The following is a 21,133-nucleotide window of genomic DNA, read 5'->3' on the forward strand; positions in this document are numbered from 1 at the left end:
CCCGCGCACCGTACAGAAGGGAACTGCGCATCGCATGAGGAGTGAGTGGCAATAGCTGCCCCGGCCAACAACGAGCCCCGCATCAACGACCGCATCCGCGCCCGTGAGGTCCGCCTCGTGGCCCCGGACGGCGAACAGATCGGGATCAAGCCCCTGCCCGAGGCGCTGGCCATGGCCCGCGACCTCGAGCTCGACCTCGTCGAGGTCGCCGACAAGGCCAACCCACCGGTCTGTCGGATCATGGACTACGGCAAGTACAAGTACGAAGCCGCCCAGCGGGCCAAGGAGTCCCGGAAGAAGAGCACCAACATCGTCATCAAGGAGATGAAGTACCGCCCGAAGATCGGTGGCGGCGACTTCGACACCAAGACCCGCAAGGTCGAGCAGTTCCTCGGCGAGGGTCACAAGGTGAAGGTGACGATCATGTTCCGGGGCCGGGAGATGCAGCACCCGGAGCTGGGCAAGAAGATCCTCGACCACGTGGCCGAGACGGTCGCCGACGTCGGACGGGTCGAGGTGTTCCCGAAGCTCGACGGCCGCAACATGATCATGGTGCTGGCTCCCGACAAGAAGGCCCAGGCCGCCGCCGCCAAGCGCTCCGCCGAGGAGGACCAGGACGGGTCCTCGCCGAGCGATCCCCCGTCGAACTGAACCCCGGTCCCGTGCCCCGGCTCCCCGCCCGGGCGCCGGGCCCCGACCCCACGAGGTACCCATGCCGAAGATGAAGACCCACCGCGGCGCGGCCAAGCGCTTCAAGGTGACCGGCACCGGCAAGATCATGCGGCGCAAGCCCTTCCGCGCCCACATCCTGGAGAAGAAGTCGTCGAAGCGCACCCGCCGGCTCGGCCGCGAGGCCGAGGTCACCGGCGGCGACCGCCAGAACGTCCAGCGCCAGCTCGGCCTGCGCTGAACCACCTCTCCGTCCTCTTCCCCAACGTCTGAAAGGAGCGTGGAATGGCCAGGGTCAAGCGCGCCGTCCACAGCAAGAAGCACCGTCGGTCCACCCTCGAGCGGGCCAAGGGCTACTACGGCAACAAGAGCCGCTCGTACCGTGCCGCGAACGAGCAGGTCATGCACTCGCTGCAGTACTCGTTCCGCGACCGCCGGGCCCGCAAGGGCGAGTTCCGCAAGCTCTGGATCCAGCGGATCAACGCCGCCTGCCGCCAGAACGACATCAGCTACAGCCGGTTCATCGCCGGGCTGCGCGAGGCCGGCATCGAGGTCGACCGCAAGGTCCTCGCCGACCTCGCGGTCACCGATGGCGCGGCCTTCGCCGCGCTCGTGACGGCGGCTCGCGCCGCCCTCGACGAGGCCGCTCCGGCCGCCTCCTGAGCGTCGGTCCTGCGGTGGCCCCGCTCGCCGCGTCCAACCCACGCATCCGTCGCCTGCGGCGCCTCTCGGGGCGCCGCAGCGCGCGCTCGGCCGAGGGCGCGTACCTCCTCGAGGGCCCGGTCCTCGTCGCCGAGGCGCTCGCCGCCCTCGTGCCCCTCGACGGCATCTACGCCGAGCCGTCCGCGCTCGACCCCGACCTCGTCCAGGTCGCCCACGCCCAGAGCATCCCGGTCCACGAGGTCGCCGACGGCGTGCTCGCCGGCGTCACCGACACCGTCACGCCGCGCCCGATCCTCGCCGTCGCCCCGCTCGTCCGCACGCCGGCCGCCGACGTCGTCGACCGGGCCGTCGCCGCCCACCGCCCGCTGCTCGTGCTCGTCGACGTGCGGGACCCCGGCAACCTCGGCACCCTGCTGCGCGCCGCGGAGGCGTCGGGCGTGGCGGGCGTCCTCGCGGCCAAGGGCACGGTCGACCCGTGGTCGCCGAAGGCCGTCCGCTCCTCGGCCGGCGCGGTCCTCCACGTGCCGGTCGCCGACGGCGACGACGTCGGCGCGCTCCTCGCCCTCCTCGGCGACGCCGGGGTCCGACGGCTCGCCACCGTGGTCGAGGCCGGCCGGCCGAGCGAGGACGCCGATCTGGCGGGCACCGTGGCGCTGGTGCTCGGGGGCGAGGCCCACGGCCTGCCCGCCGACGTCGTCGCGGCGTGCGACGACCGGATCACCATCCCCATGGAGGGGCGCGCCGAGTCGCTCAACGTCGCCATGGCCGGTGCCGTGCTGGCGTTCGAGGCGCTGCGCCAGCGGCGCGCCGCGGGCCCCGGTCCGTCCGATCGGCCGGCTTCAACGGATTGGACGCCCGGACCCTCCGACGACAAGGTGAGCGGACCATGATCGACGACCTCGAACGCGTGTTGGCCGAGGGGCGGGACCGGATCGCCGCCGCCGAGGACCTGGAGGCGGTGCGTGCCGTCGAGACCGAGCTGCTCGGCAAGCGGGCGCGCCTCACCGAGCTGAAGCAGGGGCTCGGCGGTCTGGAGCCCGACGCGCGTCGCGACGCGGGTCGCCGGCTGAACGAGGTCCGGGCCGAGCTGCAGGAGGCGCTCGCCGCACGCCGCGGCGCGGTCGAGGCCGACGCGCGCCGGGCACGCCTCGAGGCCGAGCGCCTCGACCTCACCGAGGTCGTCACCGACGACGTGCTCGGCCACCTCCACCTCGTCACCCAGGCCCACGACCAGCTCGAGGACGTCTTCGTCGGCATGGGCTTCACCGTGGCCGAGGGCCCGGAGATCGAGACCGAGTGGTACAACTTCGGCGCCCTGAACTTCCCGCCCGGTCACCCGGCGCGGGCGATGTACGACACCCTCTACGTCGAGTTCGGCGAGCCCGAGTCGACGCTGCTGCGCACCCACACGTCACCGGTGCAGATGCGGGTCCTCGAGGCCAACGAGCCGCCGATCTACGTCGTGTGCCCGGGCCGGGTGTACCGCTCCGACACGCCCGACGCGAGCCACATGCCGGTCTTCCACCAGATCGAGGGGCTCGTCGTCGACCGTGGCATCTCGATGGGGGATCTGGCCGGCACGCTCGAGGCCTTCACCACCGCCTACTTCGGCGGTGCGATCCACTCGCGGCTGCGGCCCTCGTACTTCCCGTTCACCGAGCCGTCGGCGGAGTACGACATCACGTGCGTGATCTGCGAGGGCGAGGGCTGCCAGACGTGCAAGCGGACCGGCTGGATCGAGCTCGGCGGCTGCGGGATGGTCCACCCGAACGTCCTACGCAACGGCGGCGTCGACCCCGAGGAGTACACCGGCTTCGCGTTCGGGTTCGGCACCGACCGCCTGTCGCTGATGCGCTACGGGATCAGCGACCTGCGCGACATGTTCAGCAACGACATCCGCTTCCTGCGGCAGTTCTAGGAGCCCGCCCGTGAAGGTCCTTCTGTCCTGGCTGCGCGACTTCGCGCCGTTCGAGGGTGATCCGGTCGCGCTCGGCGAGCAGCTGAGCGACCTCGGCATGGCGGTCGAGTCCATGGACCGCCTCGGCGAGGGGCTCGACGGCATCGTCGTGGCACGCGTCCTCGACCTGCGGCCGCACCCCGACGCCGACCGCATCCAACTCGTCGACGTCGACCGTGGCGACGGCGAGGCCCTCCAGATCGCCTGCGGGGCCTTCAACATGGCGGTCGGCGACCTGGTGCCGCTGGCGACGATCGGCACGGTCATGCCGGGGGGCATGGAGATCGGCCGCCGGAAGATGCGCGGCGAGTGGTCGAACGGGATGCTCTGCTCGGGGCGCGAGCTCGGGCTCGGCGACGACCACTCCGGCATCCTCGTGCTCCCGTCCGACGCCGAACCGGGCCAGGACGTCACGGCGGCCCTCGGCATCGAGAGCGACGTCCTCTACGACCTCGAGATCAACCCCAACCGCCCCGACGCCATGTCCGTCGCCGGCGTGGCCCGCGACCTCGCAGCACGGCTGAAGCTTCCGTTCGCACTGCCCAACCCGCAGGTGACCACGTCCGACATCCGAGCCGAGGACCGCGCCCGGGTCGAGATCGTCGATCCCGACCTGTGCGGTCGCTTCGTCGCCCGGGTGCTGCACGACGTCGTCGTGGGGGAGTCGCCGGCGTGGCTCCAGCGCCGGCTCACCGCGCTCGGCATGCGGCCGATCAACAGCCTCGTCGATGTCTCCAACTACGTGATGCTCGAGCTCGGGCAGCCGAACCACGCCTACGACCTCGCCCGGCTCGGCGGTGGTGGCCTCCGCGTCCGCCGGGCCCGCGACGGCGAGCGCCTCGTCACGCTCGACGACGTCGAGCGCCGCTTCACCACCGACGACCTGCTGATCTGCGACCTCGATGACGCCCCCGTCGGCATCGCCGGCGTGATGGGCGGCGCCTCCTCGGAGATCTCCGAGGCGACCACCGACGTGCTCCTCGAGCTGGCCTGGTTCCAACCGCTGTCCGTCGCCCGCACGTCCCGCCGGCTCGGCCTGCGCTCGGAGGCGTCGGCCCGCTTCGAGAAGGGCACCGACCCCGAGGTCCTCGAGCTGGCCGCGCGGCGCTTCGCCGAGCTGCTCGGCGCCGACGCCGGGCTGGCCGACGGGGTCATCGACGCACGCGGCGAGCTGCCCGAGCGCCCGACCGTGCGCGTGCGCACCGAGCGGGTGAACGAGGTCATCGGCGACGAGCTCGTCCCCGTCGCGATCCGCGACCTGCTGGAGCCGATCGGCTTCGCGCCGACGATCGCCGGCACCGACGACCACGACGTCACCATCCCGTCGTGGCGTCCGGACTGCGAGACCGAGATCGACGTCATCGAGGAGGTCGCCCGGCACCACGGCTACAGCCGGATCCCGCGCCGGGTCCCGCGCTCGCCGATCAGCGGTGGGCTCAGCCCACGCCAGCGCGAGCGGCGCGAGGTCCGTCAGGCCCTCGTCGGCCTCGGCTTCACCGAGGTCATGCCCATGCCGTTCCTGGCCCCGGGCGACCTGAGCCGCGCCGGCCTCGACGACGACGGGATCCTCGTCGCCAACCCCCTCGTCGCCGAGGAGTCGGTGATGCGCACGTCGCTCCTGCCCGGTCTGTGCAAGGTGCTGGCCTACAACGCGTCGCACCGCAACCCCGACGTGGCGGTGTTCGAGCTCGGTCACGTGTTCAACCGCCCGGCGGACCCGTCGGCGACGCTGCCCGACGAGCGGGAGAGGGTCGCCGCGGCGTCCGGGGGCGCCGACGCCACCGCGGCCGTGCGCACCTGGCGGGCCCTCGCGGCCCGGTTCCACGTCGACCACGAGCTCGTCAACGCCGACGTGCCCGGGCTGCACCCGACGCGCGGGGCCACGATCCACGTGGACGGCCAGCAGGTCGGCGTGGTCGGCGAGATCGACCCCGACGTGCTCGGCGCCTTCGAGGTGCCGGGGCCCGTGGCCTACCTCGACCTCGACCTGACGACGCTCCTGGCCCTGCGCCACGGACCGGAGGCCTACCGACCGGTGCGGCTCGTCCCGTCGAGCGACCTCGACCTCGCGTTCGAGGTCGACGAGGCCGTCCCCGCCGCCGCTCTGGAGCCCCTGCTGCGCGAGGCCGCCGGGGACCTGCTCGTCGACCTCCGCCTCTTCGACGTCTTCCGCGGCCCCTCGGTCGCCGACGGGCGGCGCTCGCTCGCCTACCGGCTGCGGTTCCAGGCCGCCGACCGCACGCTCACCGATGCCGACCTCGCCGAGGTCCGTGCCCGGTGCATCGCGGCAGTGGAGTCGGAGCTGCCCGCCAGCCTGCGGGGGTAGCCCCGGGGAGGCACGTCCCTCCGACCACCCCCACAGGCGTGAGACCCCGCACCGGACCACACGGGGACGCGGTCCGGTGCGGGGCAGCTCATGGGGTCACTGCTCCATCCAGATCTGGTGGACCCAGATGCGGTTGTTGAGCGTGCCGGTGCCCTCGCCACCCGACGGCATCGTCCAGCCGGTCACGCCGTGGATGTCGTCACGCCAGCCCGTCGTGGACGGGGTGGCGATGTTCCACACGATCACCGCGTTCTCGTTGGCGATGACGTTGATGTCCTCGTTGGCCTGGTAGCGGTCCTCGAAGTCCGCCGAGGTGCGGAGCCGCTCGAGCGCCTCGGTGATCCCCGGGTCGGTGAAGTTGGTGACGTTCGACGGGTTCCCCTCGGTGAAGTAGCCCGCGAGCGTCGTGTAGGGGTCGCCGGTCGCGCCGGTCCGCCAGCAGCTGACGCCGTAGTTGCCGGACCACGGCGGATCGTTGTCGGCGCTGCCGACGACGTTGGTGATCAGGGTCGGCTGCTCGACCTGGTTCATGTTGAGGTCGACGCCGATCTGCTCCCACCAGCTGTCGAGGATCTGGGCCACCTGCAGGAGGCTCGGCTCCGGCGGGCACTGGTAGTCGACGCTGAGGCGCTCACCGACCGCCTTGCCGTCGGAGCGCTCCGGGTCGTTCATGTACTCCTCGATGAGCTCGCGCGCCCGGTCGAGGTCCTGGCCGCCCGCCCCGATGTAGGCCTCCTCGGCCGTGGTCGAGTACCAGGGGCTGTCGACGCTGACGAACTGCGAGGACGGCGGGCTGATCTCGTCGCCGAGCACCGTCGCGATCTCGTCGGCGTTGGATGCGAGGCTCATGCCCTGGCGGACTCGGATGTCGTCGAGCGGCGGCACGAGCACGTTGAAGATCGACGTGCCCGAGATGTTGCCGATGGCCACGTTGGTCTCGTACCCGCCCGACTCCGAGGCGTCGAGCAGCTGCTGGCCCGCGTAGCCGCGGGAGCTGTGGACGATCTGCGCGGTGTCCGACAGGAGGCTGCTCACCCGGGCGTCCTCGTCGGGGATCGGCCGGAACGTGATCTCGTCGAGGTAGGGGAGCTGGTTGCCCTCGTCGTCGGTGCCCCAGTAGTCGGGGTTGCGCTGCAGGACGAACTCGCCGTCGGGCTGCCACGGCTCCTCGACCATGAAGGGTCCGGCGCCGACCGGTGACCGGTTGAAGTCGTCCTCGCCCTGCTCCTGGAACGCGGTCGGCGACACGATGTAGCCGACGGGGCCGGTGAGGAGATCGGGGAACGCGGCGTTGGGCTCGCGCAACCGGTAGACGACGGTCATGTCGTCGGTCGCCTCGACCGACTCGACGCCGGCGGCGTTGATGGCACCGGCGGTGAGCGACGCCTCGGCGGAGTGGAGCTCGTCGAAGTTCCACACCACGGCCTCCGCGTCGAGCGGCGTGCCGTCGTGGAAGACGACGTCGGGTCGTAGCGTGAGGGTCCACTCGGTGAGGTCGTCGTTGGGCTCGATCGACTCGGCGAGGAACGCCTCGAACTCGCCCTCGGCGTTGACCGCGACCAGCTGGTCGTAGATCGCCGCGGCGACCGACGGACCCGCCGTGCCGAACGAGGACTGGCTCGGGATCCACCCCGCGCTCTCGGCCTCGAGCCCGATCACGATGCTGCCGCCCGGAGTCGGCGACCCGGCGTCGTCGTCCTCCGCCGTCGTCTCCTCGGTGGTTCCCCCACCACCGTCGGTGCCGCCGGATCCTTCGTCGTCGGTGGTGTCGTCGTCACCACACGACGCCGCCACCAGCGCCAGTGCCAGTGCGCACACGAGTAGGCGCGCACGTCGGAACCGAGCTGCGGTCATCGTTTCCCCCCTGGGTCGAGTTGCCCGTGCACCCCTGACGTTAGGTGGTCGGTGTGACGCTCGCCACTCCTCTCGACTCCGCAGCCCGTCGCATAGCTATGCAACGTGGTGTATGGTGGTCGGGTGACGAGGATCGGCATCATCGGGGCGTCGGGGTTCACCGGCGCCGAGCTCCTGCGGCTGCTCGCCGCCCATCCCGAGCTCGAGGTGGCCTTCGCCACCGGGGACACCCAGGCGGGCACGCCGATCGCGGCGCTCTACCCGAGCCTCGCCGCGGCCTACGGCGACGTGCGCTTCGCCGCCTGGGACCCCTCGCTGCTCGACGGAGTCGACCTGGTGTTCCTGGGTCTGCCGCACGGAGCCTCCCAGGGGATCGTGCCGTCGCTCGTCGACGCCGGGGTGCGGATCGTCGACCTCGCCGCCGACTTCCGGCTGACCGACCCCGACGCGTACCCGCGCTGGTACGGCGAGGCGCACACCGCCCCCGAGCTGCTCGGGCAGTTCGCCTACGGCCTCCCGGAGCTGTTCCGGGACCAGATCGTCGGCGCGGACAAGGTCGCGGTGCCCGGCTGCTACCCGACGGCCACCACGCTCGCGCTCGCGCCGTTCACCCGTGCGGGGCTCGTCGAGACCTCCGGCATCGTCGTCGATGCCGCGAGCGGCGTGTCCGGCGCGGGACGGCCGCCGAAGCCGAACACCACGTTCTGCACCGTGGACGAGGACTTCACCGCCTACGGGCTGCTCGACCACCGCCACACCGCCGAGATGGACCAGGTCCTCGGGGCGACGGTGCTGTTCACACCGCACCTCGCACCGATGAACCGGGGCATCCTCGCCACCTGCTACGCCCGACCGACCGGGTCGCTCACCACCGACGACGCGCTCGACGTGCTGCGGAGCCACTACGCGGACGAGCCGTTCGTCGTCGTCACCGACGCCGCGCCGTCCACCAAGGCCACGCTCGGCTCGAACACCGCGCACCTCACCGCGCGGGTCGACGAGCGCACCGGGTGGCTCGTCGTCCTCAGCGCCATCGACAACCTGGTCAAGGGGGCGTCGGGCCAGGCGGTGCAGTGCGCCAACATCATCACCGGCCGGGACGAGGCCCTCGGGCTCCCGATCGTCGCCCTCTATCCGTGAGCCACCGGGAGACCACCAGCACATGAGCGTCACCGCAGCCTCCGGCTTCGTCGCGTCGGGCACCGCCGCGGGCATCAAGCCCGACGGCCGACTCGACCTGAGCCTCGTCGCCACCGAGGACGGGCGCCCCGTGCCCGCCGCCGCTGTCTTCACCCAGAACCAGATGACCGCCGCGCCCGTGGTCACGACGCGCAACCACCTGCTGCGCACCACCGGGCACGCCGCCGCGGTCGTCCTCAACTCCGGCAACGCCAACGCCGCCAACGGCCGGCGCGGCGTGGACGACGCGAAGCGCATGTGCGCCGCGACGGCGGCCGAGCTCGGCTGCGAGGCCCACGAGGTCCTCGTGTGCTCGACCGGGCTCATCGGCATCCCCCTCCCCATCGACGCGATCGAGGCCGGCGTCCCCGCGCTCGCCGCGGCGCGCGCCGCCGGCGAGGACGCGGGTCTGGCGGCGGCCGACGCCATCCTCACCACCGACACGGTGCGCAAGCTCTCGGTCGCCGACGGCCCGGGCTTCGTGGTCGGCGGCATGGCCAAGGGCGCGGCGATGCTGGCGCCCAACATGGCGACGATGCTGGCGGTGCTCACCACCGACGCCGAGGCGACCCCGGCGCTGCTGAAGTCGGCGCTCACCGCCGCGCTGCCCAGCTCGTTCAACTCGTTGAGCGTCGACGGCTGCACCTCCACCAACGACACGGTGATCCTCATGGCGAGCGGGCGCGCCGGGCCGGTCGAGCCGGCCGACCTCATCGCCGCCGTCACCGCCGTGTGCGAGGACCTCGCCGCCCAGATGGCGGGCGACGCCGAGGGGGCCACCAAGGTCGTGCGGGTCGTCGTCGAGGGCGCGGTCGACGACCACGAGGCGGAGCGGGGCGCCCGCAAGGTCGCCGAGAGCCAGCTGGTGAAGTGCTCGTGGTACGGCAAGGACCCCTACTGGGGACGGGTCGCCTCGGAGCTCGGCAGCGCCGGCATCTCCTTCGACCCCGACAAGCTCCGGATCTCCTACGGCGACCACGTCGTGGCCGACGGCGGCATCAACGCCGACCACGACGCCGACGCGCTGAGCGCCTACATGGACCAGCGCCACATCGAGGTCACCGCCCAGCTCGGACTCGGCACCGGACGGGCCACCGTGCTCACCAACGACCTCACCCACGCGTACGTCGACGAGAACATGGGCACCTCGTGAGCGCCCCGGACCTCACCCCGACGGCCAAGGCCGAGATCCTCCTCGAGGCGCTGCCCTGGATCCAGCAGTTCCGCGACAAGGTCGTCGTCGTGAAGTACGGCGGCAACGCCATGGTCGACCCCGCCCTGGCCCGGTCGTTCGCCGACGACATCGTCCTCATGCACTCGGTCGGCATCCGTCCCGTCGTCGTGCACGGCGGCGGCCCCCAGATCGGCGACCTGATGGACCGGCTCGGCAAGAAGCCGGAGTTCCGCGACGGGCTGCGCGTCACCGACGCCGAGACCCTCGACATCGCCCGCATGGTCCTCGTCGGCAAGGTCAACCGCGACATCGTGGCCTCGATCAACGTCCACGGCCCGCTCGCGGTCGGGCTGTCGGGCGAGGACGCCGGGCTGATCCTGGCCAGCGCCCGCAACCCCGACCTCGGGTTCGTCGGCGACGTCGAGGCCGTCAACCCGGCGATCCTCGACCGCCTCCTCGCCGAGGGGCTGGTCCCGGTGGTCTCCACGATCGGCGCCGACGTCGCCGGCCAGTCCTACAACATCAACGCCGACACGGTTGCCGGCGCCATCGCCGTGGCCGTCGGGGCCGAGAAGATCGTCTACCTCACCGACATCGAGGGGCTGCGTGCCGACGTCGGCGACCCGGCCTCGCTCATCCGGCGCACCACGGCTCGCGACCTCCAGGGCCTGCTCGACGACGGCACCCTCACCGGCGGGATGATCCCGAAGGTGGCGGCGTGCGTCCACGCCGCCGAGCACGGGGTCGGCTCGGCCCACATGATCGACGGACGGGTGCCGCACGTCCTCCTGCTCGAGATCTTCACCGACGAGGGCATCGGCACCATGGTCACGAAGGAGCCCCGCCCGTGAGCCCGATCCCCGTCAGCCACCACGCGGCGGTCGGTTCGCCCGACCTGCCGCGGTGCCCGATCATGCCCACCTACGGGGCGCCGCGGGTCGAGTTCGTCCGTGGCGAGGGCTCCTGGCTCTGGGACCGCGACGGCAACCGCTACCTCGACTTCCTGTCGGGGCTCGCCGTCACCTCGCTCGGGCACGCCCACCCCGCGGTGGCCGAGGCGCTCGCCGAGCAGGCGCGCACCCTCCTCCACGTCTCGAACCTCTTCGCCACCGAACCCGCCGGCGACGTCGCCGTCACCCTCGACCGCCTGCTCGGCGGCGGGGGCCAGGTGTTCTTCTGCAACTCGGGGGCCGAGGCCAACGAGGCCGCGATCAAGCTGGCCCGCAAGTGGGGCGGACACGGCCGCTACCAGATCGTGTCGACCTACGGCTCGTTCCACGGCCGCACGCTCGCCACGCTGCACGCCACCGGCCAGCCCACCAAGTGGGAGGGGTTCCAGCCGCTGCCCGAGGGCTTCCGCCACGTCGCGTGGGACGACCTCGACGCGCTCGACGCCGCCATCGACGACACCGTCGCCGCGGTCCTCCTCGAGCCCGTCCAGGGGGAGGGCGGGGTGAACCCGGCGAGCGTCGAGTACCTGCAGGGCGTCCGCCGCATCTGCTCCGAGCGCGGCGTCCTGATGATCGTCGACGAGGTCCAGACGGGCCTCGGCCGCACGGGACGGTGGTTCGGGCACCAGGCCGCCGACGTCGTGCCCGACGTGGTCACCATGGCCAAGGCGCTCGGCAACGGCGTGCCGGTCGGTGCCTGCTGGGCGAACGCCGGGGTCGCCGCGGCCTTCGAGCCGGGCGACCACGCCACCACCTACGGCGGCCAGCCGCTGGCCATGGCCGCGGCGCGCGCCGTCCTCGCGGTGATGGAGGACGAGGACGTCCCGGCACGGGCGGCCCGGGCCGGTGCTCGCATCCGCGAGCGCGCCGAGGCCCTCGACGGCGTCGAGTCCACCAGGGGCGCGGGCCTCCTCATCGGCCTCGCCCTCGCCGAGGGCATCGACGCCCGCACGGTGGCGGCCGCGTGCCTCGACGCCGGCCTGGTCGTCAACGCCGTCACCCCCACCACGCTGCGGCTGGCGCCGTCCCTCCTCGTCAGCGACGACGAGATCGACGTCGCCATCGCCACCATCGAAGGAGCGCTCCCGTGAGGCACCTGCTCGAGATCGACGACCTGACGGTCGACGAGGTCGTCGAGGTCCTCGACCGTGCCGAGGCCGCCGACCCGCCGAAGGTGCTCGACGGCGAGGGCATGGCGCTCGTCTTCGAGAAGCCGTCCGCTCGCACGCGCAACTCGATGGAGATGGCCGTCGTGCAGCTGGGGGGCCACCCGCTCACCATCCGCGGCGAGGAGGTCGGCCTCGACGTGCGCGAGTCGGTCGAGGACGTCACCCGCACCCTCGCCGGCTACCACGCGGCGATCGGCGCACGGGTCTTCCGCCACGACGTCGTCGAGCGCATGGCCGCGCTCGACCGGGTGCCGATCGTCAACCTCCTGTCGGACGCCGCCCACCCCATGCAGGCCCTCGCCGACCTGCTCACGATCCGCCAGGAGCTCGGCCGCCTCGACGTCACCGTCGCCTACGTCGGCGACGCCAACAACGTGGCCCGCTCACTGGCGCTGGCCGTCGGGATAGTCGGAGGCTCCTTCCGGCTCGGCGCGCCCCCCGGGTACCGCTTCTCGGACGCCGACGCCGACCGCATCGCGGCGGTGACCCCGATCGAGGTCTGCGACCGCCCCGAGGACGCCGTCTCGGGCGCCCAGGTCGTCTACAGCGACGTCTGGACGTCGATGGGCCAGGAGGCCGAGGCCGAGCACCGGCTGCGGGCCTTCGAGGGCTACACGATCGACGCCGCCATGATGCGCGGCGCGGCCGAGGACCACATCTTCCTCCACTGCCTGCCCGCCCACCGAGGCGAGGAGGTGGCCACCGAGGTCGTCGACGGCCCCCGGAGCCGGATCTGGCGCCAGGCCGAGAACCGCATGCACGCGGCACGCGGCCTGCTGTGGTGGCTCCTGGAGCAGCGATGAGCGACGCCTCGCGCCTGTCGAAGACCCAGCGCCAGCACCGCATCGCGCGCCTGCTCGAGGCCAACGTCGTCACCAGCCAGACCCAGCTCGTCGACCTGCTGGCGACCGACGGGGTGGTCGCGACGCAGGCGACCGTCTCGCGCGACCTGGAGGACCTCGGGGCGATCAAGGTGCGCGTCGCCGGGGGAGAGCCGGCCTACGCCATCCCCGAGCTGCCCACCGAGCAGGCCGCGCCCCCCGACCACCTCCGCCGGGTCCTCGGCGACTGGGTGGTCGAGACCGACCACTCGCTCAACCTCGTCGTCCTGCGCACCCCGCCGGGCTCGGCGCACGTCGTCGGCTCCGCGCTCGACCGCTCGGGCCTGCCGGGCCTCGTCGGCACGGTCGCCGGCGACGACACCGTCATCTGCATCGCCTCCGAATCCACCGGCGGCGGGTCCCTCGCCGCCACCCTGCGGGACCTCGCCGGTCTCCTCCCACGAAAGGACGCTCCGTGACCGATCGGTCCGACGCCCGGGTCCTCACCTCCCTCCCCGTCGGGGAGCGGGTGGGCATCGCCTTCTCCGGCGGCCTCGACACCTCCGTCGCCGTCGCCTGGATGCGGGAGAAGGGTGCCGTCCCCTACGCCTACACCGCCGACCTCGGGCAGTACGACGAGCCGGACCTCTCCGGGGTCCCCGGCCGGGCCGAGGCCTACGGCGCGGAGGCCGGTCGCCTCGTCGACTGCCGCGAGGAGCTGGTCCACGAGGGCCTCGTCGCCCTCCAGTGCGGCGCTTTCCACGTCGCCACCGCCGGCCGCACGTACTTCAACACCACGCCGCTCGGGCGGGCCGTCACCGGCACGCTGCTCGTGCGGGCCATGCAGGAGGACGGCGTCGACATCTGGGGCGACGGCTCCACCTACAAGGGCAACGACATCGAGCGCTTCTACCGCTACGGGCTCCTCGTCAACGAGCAGCTGCGCATCTACAAGCCCTGGCTCGACCCCACGTTCGTCGAGGAGCTCGGCGGTCGCGCCGAGATGAGCGCCTGGCTCGTCGAGCACGGCTTCGACTACCGGGACAGCGCCGAGAAGGCGTACTCCACCGACGCCAACATCTGGGGCGCCACCCACGAGGCCAAGGACCTCGAGGAGCTCGGCACCAGCATGGAGATCGTCGAGCCGATCATGGGCGTCGCCCACTGGGACCCGTCGGTCGAGATCGAGCCCGAGGACGTCACGGTCCGCTTCGAGGCCGGCTGGCCCGTCTCCCTGAACGGCACGACGTTCGACGACCGCGTGGCCCTCGTCCTCGAGGCCAACGCGGTCGGCGGCCGCCACGGCCTCGGCATGTCCGACCAGATCGAGAACCGGATCATCGAGGCCAAGAGCCGCGGCATCTACGAGGCGCCGGGCATGGCGCTGCTGCACCTGGCCTACGAGCGGCTCGTCACCGCCATCCACAACGAGGCCACGATCGAGAACCACCGCACGATGGGCCGCCGCCTCGGCCGCCTGATGTACGAGGGTCGCTGGTTCGACCCGCAGGCCCTCATGCTGCGCGAGCCGCTGCAGCACTGGGTGGGCGCGGCGATCACCGGGGAGGTCACCGTGCGGCTGCGGCGGGGCGAGGACTACACGATCCTCGACACCACCGGCCCCGACCTGTCCTACGCCCCCGACCGCCTGTCGATGGAGCGCGGCGACAGCGCGTTCGGCCCCCTCGACCGCATCGGCCAGCTCACGATGCGGAACCTCGACATCGAGGACTCCCGCCACAAGCTCGGCGTCTACCGCCGCGCCGGCTCGCTCGGCTCGGCCGCCGCCGACGTCTCCGTCCTCGGCCCGTCGCCGAGCGACGGGGCAGTCCTCGGCCCGTCCCCGAGCGACGCAGAGGGGTCGGCGTGAGCACGCTCTGGCACGGGCGCTTCGAGCGCGGTCCCGCGGAGGAGCTGCTGGCCTACACGGTCAGCCTCCCGTACGACCAGCGCCTGTTCCCCGACGACATCGACGGCAGCCGTGCGCACGTCCGGGGCCTCGGTCGGGTCGGGCTGCTCGAGGACGCCGAGGTGCAGGAGATCCTCGCGGCCCTCGACCGCGTCGACGCCGAGCTCACCGACGGCACCTTCGAGTTCCTTCCGAGCGACGAGGACATCCACACCGCGGTGGAGCGACGGGTCACCGAGATCGCGGGTCCGGTCGGCGGCAAGCTCCACACCGGACGCAGCCGCAACGACCAGGTGGCCACGGACCTGCGGCTGTTCACCAAGCGCCACGTCGCGCTCGTCGCCCACCGCCTCGTCGAGGTCCAGCAGGTGCTCCTCACACGCGCCGAGGAGGCCGGCGACGCGTACCTCCCCGGGTACACGCACCTCCAGCGGGCCCAGCCCGTCCTCCTGGCCCACCACCTGCTCGCCCACGGGTGGGCCCTCTCGCGCGACCTCGACCGACTGCTCGACGCCCGGCGGCGCCTCGACGTGTCGCCGCTCGGGGCCGGGGCGCTGGCCGGCTCCTCGCTGCCGCTCGACCCCGAGTCGGTGGCGGATGACCTCGGCTTCGCCGGTGTGTTCGACAACTCCCTCGACGCCGTGAGCGACCGCGACTTCGTCGCCGAGGTCCTCTTCGACCTCACGCTCGTCGGCGTCCACCTCAGCCGCATCGGCGAGGAGATCGTGCTCTGGGCGAGCGAGGAGTTCGGGTTCTGCCGGCTCGACGATGCCTACTCGACGGGCTCGTCGATGCTGCCCCAGAAGAAGAACCCCGACATCGCCGAGCTCACGCGCGGCAAGTCGGGTCGCCTCATCGGCAACCTCACCGGCCTGCTCGCCACCCTGAAGGGCCTGCCGCTCGCCTACAACCGCGACCTGCAGGAGGACAAGGAGCCGCTGTTCGACGCGCTCGACCAGATCACCCTCGGGCTCTCCGCGGTCGAGGGGCTCCTCGCCACCACCCGCTTCGACCACACCGCGATGGCCGCGGCCGCCGATGCACCGACGTCGTCGGCCACCGACCTGGCCGAGCACCTCGTCGCCGGCGGCACCCCGTTCCGCGAGGCCCACGCCATCGTGGGCGCGCTCGTCCGCCAGCACCTCGACGAGGGTGCCGACCTGGCCGCGCTCGTGGCCGAGCACCCGGATCTCGGCCCGTCGGCCGCCGAGCTGCTCGGCCCCGGCGTCGCGGCGCGCCGGCGCACCACCCGGGGCGGGGGAGGCCCCGGTCCCGTCGCCGACCAGGTCGAGCGCTTCCGCGCCCGGCTCGCCGCCGACCGCGAGCGACTGCCCACCGGGTAGCCGCGTGCCGCGCCTGCCTGCCCACGTCGCCCGACTCGGCCGTCCCGTCGAACGCTCGCGACTCGCCCGTCCCGCCGTCGAGGTGGCGCCCGAGCTGCTCGGCACCGTGCTCGTCGCCGGCGACCGGGCGGGGCGCATCGTCGAGGTCGAGGCCTACATGGGGGAGGCGGACCCGGGCAGCCACGCCTTCCGCGGACCGACCGCCCGCACCGCCACGATGTTCGGGCCACCGGGCCACCTCTACGTCTACTTCACCTACGGGATGCACTGGTGCGCGAACGTCGTCTGCGGCGACGACGGCGTGGCCTCCGCGGCGCTCATCAGGGCGCTCGAGCCGCTGCGCGGCGTCGAGGCGATGCGAGAGGCCCGACCGGCGGCGCGACGGGACCGTGACCTCTGCAACGGCCCGGCCAAGCTCTGCCAGGCGCTCGGCCTCGACGGTCGCCACGACGGCACCGACGTCGTCCGCGGGACCGACGACGTGTGGCTGCTGGAGGACGGCTGGACGTCGGACGCCGCGCCGGTGGTCAGCACCCGCATCGGTCTGACGAACGGGGCGGACCTTCCGTGGCGCTGGCACGTCGACGGCTCGGCGCACGTGTCGCGCCCGTCCGGCCGCGGTGGCATCGTGGTCGGGTGACGTCCCACCTGACCGCCGACGATCCTGCGCTCGCCCCCAGCTCGGACCTGCACGACGCTCGCGCCGTCGTCGCGGCCGCCCAGGCCGCCGACCCGTCGGTCGCGGCGCACCGCGACCGGATCCTCGCCTTCGTCGACGCCCATCCCGACGCCCTCCACCGCTCCTGCACCGAGGGGCACCTCACCGGCTCGGCCCTCGTCGTCGACCCGGCGTCGGAGCGGATCCTCCTGCTCCTCCACGCCAAGGTGCAGCGGTGGCTCCAGCCGGGGGGCCACGCCGACGGCGACGCGAACCTCGCGGCGGTCGCCCTGCGCGAGGCCCACGAGGAGACCGGCATCGACGGTCTGGCGGTCGATCCCGACCCGATCGACCTCGACGTCCACCGCTTCCGCTCCGCCCGCCGCGACGAGCCGGACCACGACCATCTCGACGTCCGCTTCCTCGTGGTGGCCCCCGAGGGCGCCAGGGCCGAGATCAACCACGAGTCCGAGGGCGCGCGCTGGGTGACCGTGGACGAGCTCGCCGATCTCGACGTCGACCCGGGCACCGTGCGCATGGCCCGCGCCGGGCTGGCCCGCCTGCGGGCGGGGCGCGCCTGATCCGGTCGTGGCCCGACGCAAGGAGCGCCAGGCCTCCGGCACGCCGGCCACCGCTGCGCTCGTCGACGCCGGTGTGCCCCACGTGGTCCACACCTACGCGCACGATCCGGCGGCCTCGTCCTACGGGGTGGAGGCCGCCGACGCGCTCGGCGTCGATCCCGACCGCATCTTCAAGACCTTGCTCGCCGACGTGGGCGGGGAGCTGGTGGTGGGCGTCGTCCCGGTCACCGCGCAGCTGGACCTCAAGGCCCTCGCCGCAGCGGTCGGCGCCCGTCGGGCCACGATGGCGGATCCCGCCGTCGCCGAGCGGCGCACCGGCTACGTCGTCGGCGGCATCAGCCCCCTCGGCCAGCGTCGCTCTCACCGCACGGTCATCGACGACTCCGCTCGGGGGTGGGACACGATCCACGTCTCGGGCGGGCGTCGCGGGCTCGAGGTCGAGCTGGCGCCCGACGACCTGGCTCGGCTCACCGACGCCACGTTCGCCCCGCTCGCCCGTCGGGCCTGACGGGGCTCTCCTGTCGGGTCAGACGTCCCCGGGGCTCATGCACGCCTCCATCTCGTTGACACGAGCGAAGCGGTCGATGGGCTTGGTGATGTGGCTGCCGTACTTCTCGGTGACGAGGAACTGCGCGCCAGGGTCCTCGCGGAGGCTGTCGGCGAACCGCAAGCGGTCCTGGAGGAAGATGCGGTAGTCGGCGATCCAGTCCGCGGTGATGTCCGCGTCGCGGCTGCCGTCGGCGGGGGCGAGTCCCTCGAGCTCCTGGAGCATGAGCTCGATCTCGGCGGTGGCCTCCTCGATCACGTCGGCCCGGGCGTCGGCGGTGGGAGAGGTGTGGGCCGGCGGCAGCTCGGCGACCCGCTCGGTGGTGGCGGCACAGACGCGATCGGCCTCGGCGGTCCAGCTGAGGTCGTCGAGGCGGTCGGGCATGTCCTCCTCGCCCCGGTTCTGGAGCTGGTACACGAGGATCCAGGCCCAGAACGCGGTGATGGCGGCGAAGGCCACGCCGGCGGCGACGAGCGAGACGCGGCGCCGTCGGGGCGAGGCCGGCGCGGGGTCGCCGCCGGGGGGTGTGGGGTCGAGGGTGGTCGTGTCAGGCACCGGGGCCTCCGAGTGTGGTCGGGCCCATGGCCTCGCCGCCCTGGATGTCGTCCTGGCTGGCGATCGACGGGGCCGACGGGTTGGACCCGGCGGGGCGGGGGACGAGGTCCCGGGGCGGTTCGGCGAAGCCGAACACCGGTTGGCCCTCGTGGGCCGGGCCCATGAACGCCCGCCAGACCTCGGCCGGGTAGCCGCCGCCGAACACCCGAACCGGCGTGTTCGGCGGTTCGAGGGGGGTGGTGGCGTTGGGGAAGCCGACCCACACGGCGGTGGACAGCTGGGGCGTGTAGCCGACGAACCAGGCGTCGCGGTGGCCGGTGCCGGTGCCGGTCTTGCCTGCGGCCGGGCGATCGGGGAGGCGGGCGCGGTTGCCGGTGGCTCCGGGTCCGCTGATGGCATCGACGAGGATGTCGGTGATCGTGTCGGCGATGCCCGCGGACAGCACGCGCTCCTGCTCGTGGGCGTGCTGCCAGAGGATCGTGCCGTCGGCTCGCTCGATGCGGTCGACCATCACCGGCGGCACCCGCAGGCCCGAGTTGGCGAAGGTCGCGTAGGCGTTGGCCATGTCGAGGACGGTGACGTTCTCCGAGCCGAGCACGGCGGCGGGGACGGGGCTGATCGGCGTGGTGATGCCGAGCCGGTGGGCCATGGCCACGGCGTTCGACGGGGCCACGTCGATCATCAGCGCGGCGTAGGCGGTGTTGTAGGAGCTGACAGTCATCCGCCGCAGGTCGGCCGCCGCGGACCCGCCGCCGGTGACCTCCCACGGCTCCTGGCCCCCGGGCATCGGGAACGTCGCCGTCCGGGGCGCCGGGTAGCGCGTGTCGAGCGGCATGCCCTGGGACAGGGCGGTGGCCAGGACGAACGGCTTGAACGACGAGCCCGAGCCGCGGCCCGAGCCCATCGCCAGGTTGTACTTCGCGGAGCGCGTCTCGCCGTAGTAGTTGCGCCCGCCGACCATGGCCCGCACGCGACCGGTCGACGGCTCGAGGGCGACGATGCCGACCTCCGGGTCGGTCTCGGCGTTCGGCAGGATCTGGTCGCGCGCCGCCTCGGCCTGGGCCTGCAGCTGAGGGTCGATCGTGGTGTGGATCCGCAGCCCGCCGCCGAACAGCAGCCGGATGCGGTCCTCCCGGGTCTCGCCGAACTCGGGGTTGTCGAGGAACCACTTCTTGACCTCGTCGACGAAGTGGGGCGCCGGGTAGCGGACGAGTGCCTGGGGCACCGGGGGCCGGATGTCGAGGCCCTCGCTCAGCGTCGCCTCGTAGGTCTCCCGGTCGATCAGCTCCTGCTGGAGCATGGCGTCGAGCACGATGTCACGGCGGTCGATGGCCCGGTCGCGGTAGTCGATGGGGTTGGCGGCGTTCGGGAACTTGATGAGCCCGGCGAGGACCGCCGCCTCCGACAAGGTGATCTCCGAGACCGACTTGCCGAAGTACGTCTGCGACGCGGCCTCCACGCCGTAGGCACCCTTCCCGAAGTAGATCGAGTTGAGGTACAGCTCGAGGATCCGCTCCTTGGTGAGCGTGCGCTCGAGCTGGAGGGCGAGCGACGCCTCCTCGATCTTGCCGTCGAGGCTGAGGTCCTGGCCGACGAGCAGCACGCCCACCGCCTGCTGGGTGATCGTCGAGCCGCCCTGGGCCACGCCGCCGGCGCCGACGTTGGAGCGCGCGGCGCGGACCAGGCCGATGACGTCGATGCCGTCGTGCAGCCAGAACCGGGCGTCCTCGATGGCCACGACCGCGTCGATCAGGTGGTCGGGCATGTCGTCGTAGGTGACGTTGACCCGGTTCTCCTCGCCGTGGAGCGTGGTGAGCAGCGTGCCGTCGGAGGCGTAGATGGCCGACGACTGCGCGCTCTCGGGGAGCTCGGGCACGATGGTCACCGGTGTGTAGCTGCAGCCCGCCGCCAGGAGCGCGAGCGCGACGGCAGCGAGTACGAGACGCCTCATGGGTCCATTGTCGCCCACGAACGGTCTCGGTACCGACCACCCGGGCGGAGGTCACACCGCCTGGTGCGACGGGCCGGCATCCGAGTGGACGCTGCCGCCCCGCCCTGGACACCATGACCGGGTGTCAGAGACCGGTGCCGCCATCCTCGACGACCTCGCCGCCCGAGGTCTGATCCACGACTCGACCGACCTGAAGGAGCTGCGGTCGCGCCTCGCCGAGGGTCCGATCACCGTGTACTACGGCTGCGACCCCACCGCCGACAGCCTCCACGTCGGCCACCTCATCGGCCTGCTCGTGATGCGCCGGTTCCAGGACGCCGGGCACCGTCCCATCGTGCTCGCCGGCGGGGCCACCGGGATGATCGGCGACCCCGGCGGACGCTCCGAAGAGCGCAACCTGCTCGACGACGCGACCCTTGCCCGCAACCTCGAGGGCATCGTCCCGCAGCTGCGGCAGTTCCTCGACTTCGAGGACGGCGCGACCGGCGCCCGACTGGTCGACAACCGGTCCTGGACGGTGTCGATGACCGCCATCGACTTCCTCCGGGACGTCGGCAAGCTCGTGACGGTCAACCAGATGCTCGCCAAGGAGGCGGTGCGGAGCCGGATCGAGGGCGAGCACGGCATCTCCTACACCGAGTTCTCCTACATGCTCCTGCAGGCCAACGACTTCGTCCAGCTCGCCGAGCTCGAGGGGTGCGAGATGCAGGTCGGCGGGTCCGACCAGTGGGGCAACATCGCGCTCGGCGTCGACCTCGTCCGCCGCCGGCTCGGACGCCAGGCCCACGCGGTCACCTGGCCGCTGCTCACGCGGGCCGACGGCACCA

At 72.6% G+C, this 21,133-nt stretch carries 21 protein-coding genes (1 of these 21 only partly in view); 18 read left to right on the plus strand and 3 right to left on the minus strand.

What is annotated here, in order from left to right:
- The first annotated feature begins 45 nt into the window (after positions 1 to 45).
- The 6 genes from infC to pheT all read left to right on the plus strand — a co-directional run bounded on the left by infC (position 46) and on the right by pheT (position 5,615).
- The gene (gene infC, locus GH723_RS08855) at positions 46 to 651 is read left to right on the plus strand and encodes a translation initiation factor IF-3 (protein WP_324248601.1); all 606 of its coding nucleotides are present in this window, start codon (positions 46 to 48) and stop codon (positions 649 to 651) included.
- 61 nt (positions 652 to 712) lie between these two features.
- Positions 713 to 910 carry a 50S ribosomal protein L35 gene (gene rpmI / locus GH723_RS08860; protein WP_153759306.1) on the plus strand — a complete coding sequence of 66 codons (198 nt, stop codon included), beginning with the start codon at positions 713 to 715 and terminating at the stop codon, positions 908 to 910.
- Between the two features lie 44 nt (positions 911 to 954).
- Positions 955 to 1,332, plus strand: coding sequence for a 50S ribosomal protein L20 (gene rplT, locus GH723_RS08865; protein WP_153759307.1), 378 nt, complete (start codon positions 955 to 957; stop codon positions 1,330 to 1,332).
- Positions 1,333 to 1,346: 14 nt separating this feature from the next.
- Complete coding sequence (locus tag GH723_RS08870; protein WP_195210616.1) at positions 1,347 to 2,222, plus strand: TrmH family RNA methyltransferase; 876 nt, start codon at positions 1,347 to 1,349, stop codon at positions 2,220 to 2,222.
- Positions 2,219 to 3,250, plus strand: coding sequence for a phenylalanine--tRNA ligase subunit alpha (gene pheS / locus GH723_RS08875; RefSeq protein WP_153759309.1), 1,032 nt, complete (start codon positions 2,219 to 2,221; stop codon positions 3,248 to 3,250). Before GH723_RS08870 ends, pheS begins: the two co-directional genes overlap by 4 nt.
- A gap of 10 nt (positions 3,251 to 3,260) precedes the next feature.
- Positions 3,261 to 5,615: a phenylalanine--tRNA ligase subunit beta gene (pheT, locus tag GH723_RS08880; protein WP_153759310.1), complete on the plus strand. Its 2,355-nt coding sequence runs from the start codon at positions 3,261 to 3,263 to the stop codon at positions 5,613 to 5,615.
- A 96-nt stretch (positions 5,616 to 5,711) separates the two neighbouring features.
- Here pheT and GH723_RS08885 read toward each other — a convergent pair whose 3' ends face one another.
- Positions 5,712 to 7,469 (minus strand): ABC transporter substrate-binding protein, encoded by a 1,758-nt coding sequence (locus GH723_RS08885; protein WP_153759311.1) that lies wholly within the window; start codon positions 7,467 to 7,469, stop codon positions 5,712 to 5,714.
- A 123-nt stretch (positions 7,470 to 7,592) separates the two neighbouring features.
- On the opposite strand from GH723_RS08885, the gene argC reads away from it, so the two are divergent.
- Genes argC through ybaK form a run of 11 tightly spaced genes read left to right on the plus strand, consistent with a single transcriptional unit; the run spans position 7,593 to position 17,761 of the window.
- Positions 7,593 to 8,609, plus strand: a complete 1,017-nt coding sequence (gene argC, locus GH723_RS08890) for an N-acetyl-gamma-glutamyl-phosphate reductase (RefSeq protein ID WP_153759312.1) — start codon at positions 7,593 to 7,595, stop codon at positions 8,607 to 8,609.
- A 22-nt stretch (positions 8,610 to 8,631) separates the two neighbouring features.
- On the plus strand, positions 8,632 to 9,801 hold the full coding sequence (argJ, locus tag GH723_RS08895) for a bifunctional glutamate N-acetyltransferase/amino-acid acetyltransferase ArgJ (RefSeq protein WP_153759313.1): 1,170 nt from the start codon (positions 8,632 to 8,634) through the stop codon (positions 9,799 to 9,801).
- Entirely contained in the window at positions 9,798 to 10,673 is an 876-nt protein-coding gene (gene argB / locus GH723_RS08900) for an acetylglutamate kinase (protein ID WP_153759314.1), read from the plus strand. Before argJ ends, argB begins: the two co-directional genes overlap by 4 nt.
- A complete protein-coding gene (locus tag GH723_RS08905; protein ID WP_229023203.1) occupies positions 10,670 to 11,863 on the plus strand; it encodes an acetylornithine transaminase in 1,194 nt (397 codons plus the stop codon). The genes argB and GH723_RS08905 overlap by 4 nt, the downstream gene beginning before the upstream one ends.
- Complete coding sequence (gene argF, locus GH723_RS08910; RefSeq protein ID WP_153759315.1) at positions 11,860 to 12,744, plus strand: ornithine carbamoyltransferase; 885 nt, start codon at positions 11,860 to 11,862, stop codon at positions 12,742 to 12,744. Before GH723_RS08905 ends, argF begins: the two co-directional genes overlap by 4 nt.
- Positions 12,741 to 13,241 (plus strand): arginine repressor, encoded by a 501-nt coding sequence (gene argR, locus GH723_RS08915; RefSeq protein WP_153759316.1) that lies wholly within the window; start codon positions 12,741 to 12,743, stop codon positions 13,239 to 13,241. Before argF ends, argR begins: the two co-directional genes overlap by 4 nt.
- Positions 13,238 to 14,632, plus strand: a complete 1,395-nt coding sequence (gene argG, locus GH723_RS08920; RefSeq protein ID WP_153759317.1) for an argininosuccinate synthase — start codon at positions 13,238 to 13,240, stop codon at positions 14,630 to 14,632. The genes argR and argG overlap by 4 nt, the downstream gene beginning before the upstream one ends.
- The gene (gene argH / locus GH723_RS08925; protein WP_153759318.1) at positions 14,629 to 16,014 is read left to right on the plus strand and encodes an argininosuccinate lyase; all 1,386 of its coding nucleotides are present in this window, start codon (positions 14,629 to 14,631) and stop codon (positions 16,012 to 16,014) included. The genes argG and argH overlap by 4 nt, the downstream gene beginning before the upstream one ends.
- Positions 16,015 to 16,027: 13 nt before the next feature.
- Positions 16,028 to 16,654: a DNA-3-methyladenine glycosylase gene (locus GH723_RS08930; protein ID WP_153761152.1), complete on the plus strand. Its 627-nt coding sequence runs from the start codon at positions 16,028 to 16,030 to the stop codon at positions 16,652 to 16,654.
- Entirely contained in the window at positions 16,651 to 17,253 is a 603-nt protein-coding gene (locus GH723_RS08935) for an NUDIX hydrolase (RefSeq protein ID WP_229023205.1), read from the plus strand. The genes GH723_RS08930 and GH723_RS08935 overlap by 4 nt, the downstream gene beginning before the upstream one ends.
- A 7-nt stretch (positions 17,254 to 17,260) precedes the next feature.
- A complete protein-coding gene (gene ybaK / locus GH723_RS08940) occupies positions 17,261 to 17,761 on the plus strand; it encodes a Cys-tRNA(Pro) deacylase (RefSeq protein WP_153759319.1) in 501 nt (166 codons plus the stop codon).
- An 18-nt stretch (positions 17,762 to 17,779) separates the two neighbouring features.
- Here the strand turns inward: ybaK and GH723_RS08945 are convergent, their stop codons facing one another.
- Both GH723_RS08945 and GH723_RS08950 read right to left on the minus strand, forming a co-directional pair.
- Positions 17,780 to 18,355: a hypothetical protein gene (locus GH723_RS08945; protein WP_153759320.1), complete on the minus strand. Its 576-nt coding sequence runs from the start codon at positions 18,353 to 18,355 to the stop codon at positions 17,780 to 17,782.
- A complete protein-coding gene (locus GH723_RS08950) occupies positions 18,348 to 20,306 on the minus strand; it encodes a transglycosylase domain-containing protein (RefSeq protein WP_153759321.1) in 1,959 nt (652 codons plus the stop codon). Before GH723_RS08950 ends, GH723_RS08945 begins: the two co-directional genes overlap by 8 nt.
- 121 nt (positions 20,307 to 20,427) lie before the next feature.
- Here GH723_RS08950 and tyrS point away from each other — a divergent pair, with 121 nt between their 5' ends.
- Positions 20,428 to 21,133, plus strand: the 5' portion of a protein-coding gene (gene tyrS, locus GH723_RS08955) for a tyrosine--tRNA ligase (RefSeq protein WP_229023206.1). Its footprint extends 590 nt past the window's final position; only the first 706 of its 1,296 coding nucleotides appear in the window; it begins with the start codon at positions 20,428 to 20,430; the stop codon falls past the right edge of the window.

It is taken from the genome of Actinomarinicola tropica (assembly GCF_009650215.1).
Taxonomy (GTDB): domain Bacteria; phylum Actinomycetota; class Acidimicrobiia; order Acidimicrobiales; family SKKL01; genus Actinomarinicola; species Actinomarinicola tropica.

What these genes read in the sequence shown, in the direction of transcription:
- rpmI (WP_153759306.1), top strand. Translation starts at nt 713, where the DNA reads ATGCCGAAGATGAAGACCCACCGCGGCGCGGCCAAGCGCTTCAAGGTG.
- rplT (WP_153759307.1), top strand. Translation starts at nt 955, where the DNA reads ATGGCCAGGGTCAAGCGCGCCGTCCACAGCAAGAAGCACCGTCGGTCC.
- pheS (WP_153759309.1), top strand. Translation starts at nt 2,219, where the DNA reads ATGATCGACGACCTCGAACGCGTGTTGGCCGAGGGGCGGGACCGGATC.
- GH723_RS08885 (WP_153759311.1), bottom strand. Translation starts at nt 7,469, where the DNA reads ATGACCGCAGCTCGGTTCCGACGTGCGCGCCTACTCGTGTGCGCACTG.
- argJ (WP_153759313.1), top strand. Translation starts at nt 8,632, where the DNA reads ATGAGCGTCACCGCAGCCTCCGGCTTCGTCGCGTCGGGCACCGCCGCG.
- argR (WP_153759316.1), top strand. Translation starts at nt 12,741, where the DNA reads ATGAGCGACGCCTCGCGCCTGTCGAAGACCCAGCGCCAGCACCGCATC.
- GH723_RS08950 (WP_153759321.1), bottom strand. Translation starts at nt 20,306, where the DNA reads ATGAGGCGTCTCGTACTCGCTGCCGTCGCGCTCGCGCTCCTGGCGGCG.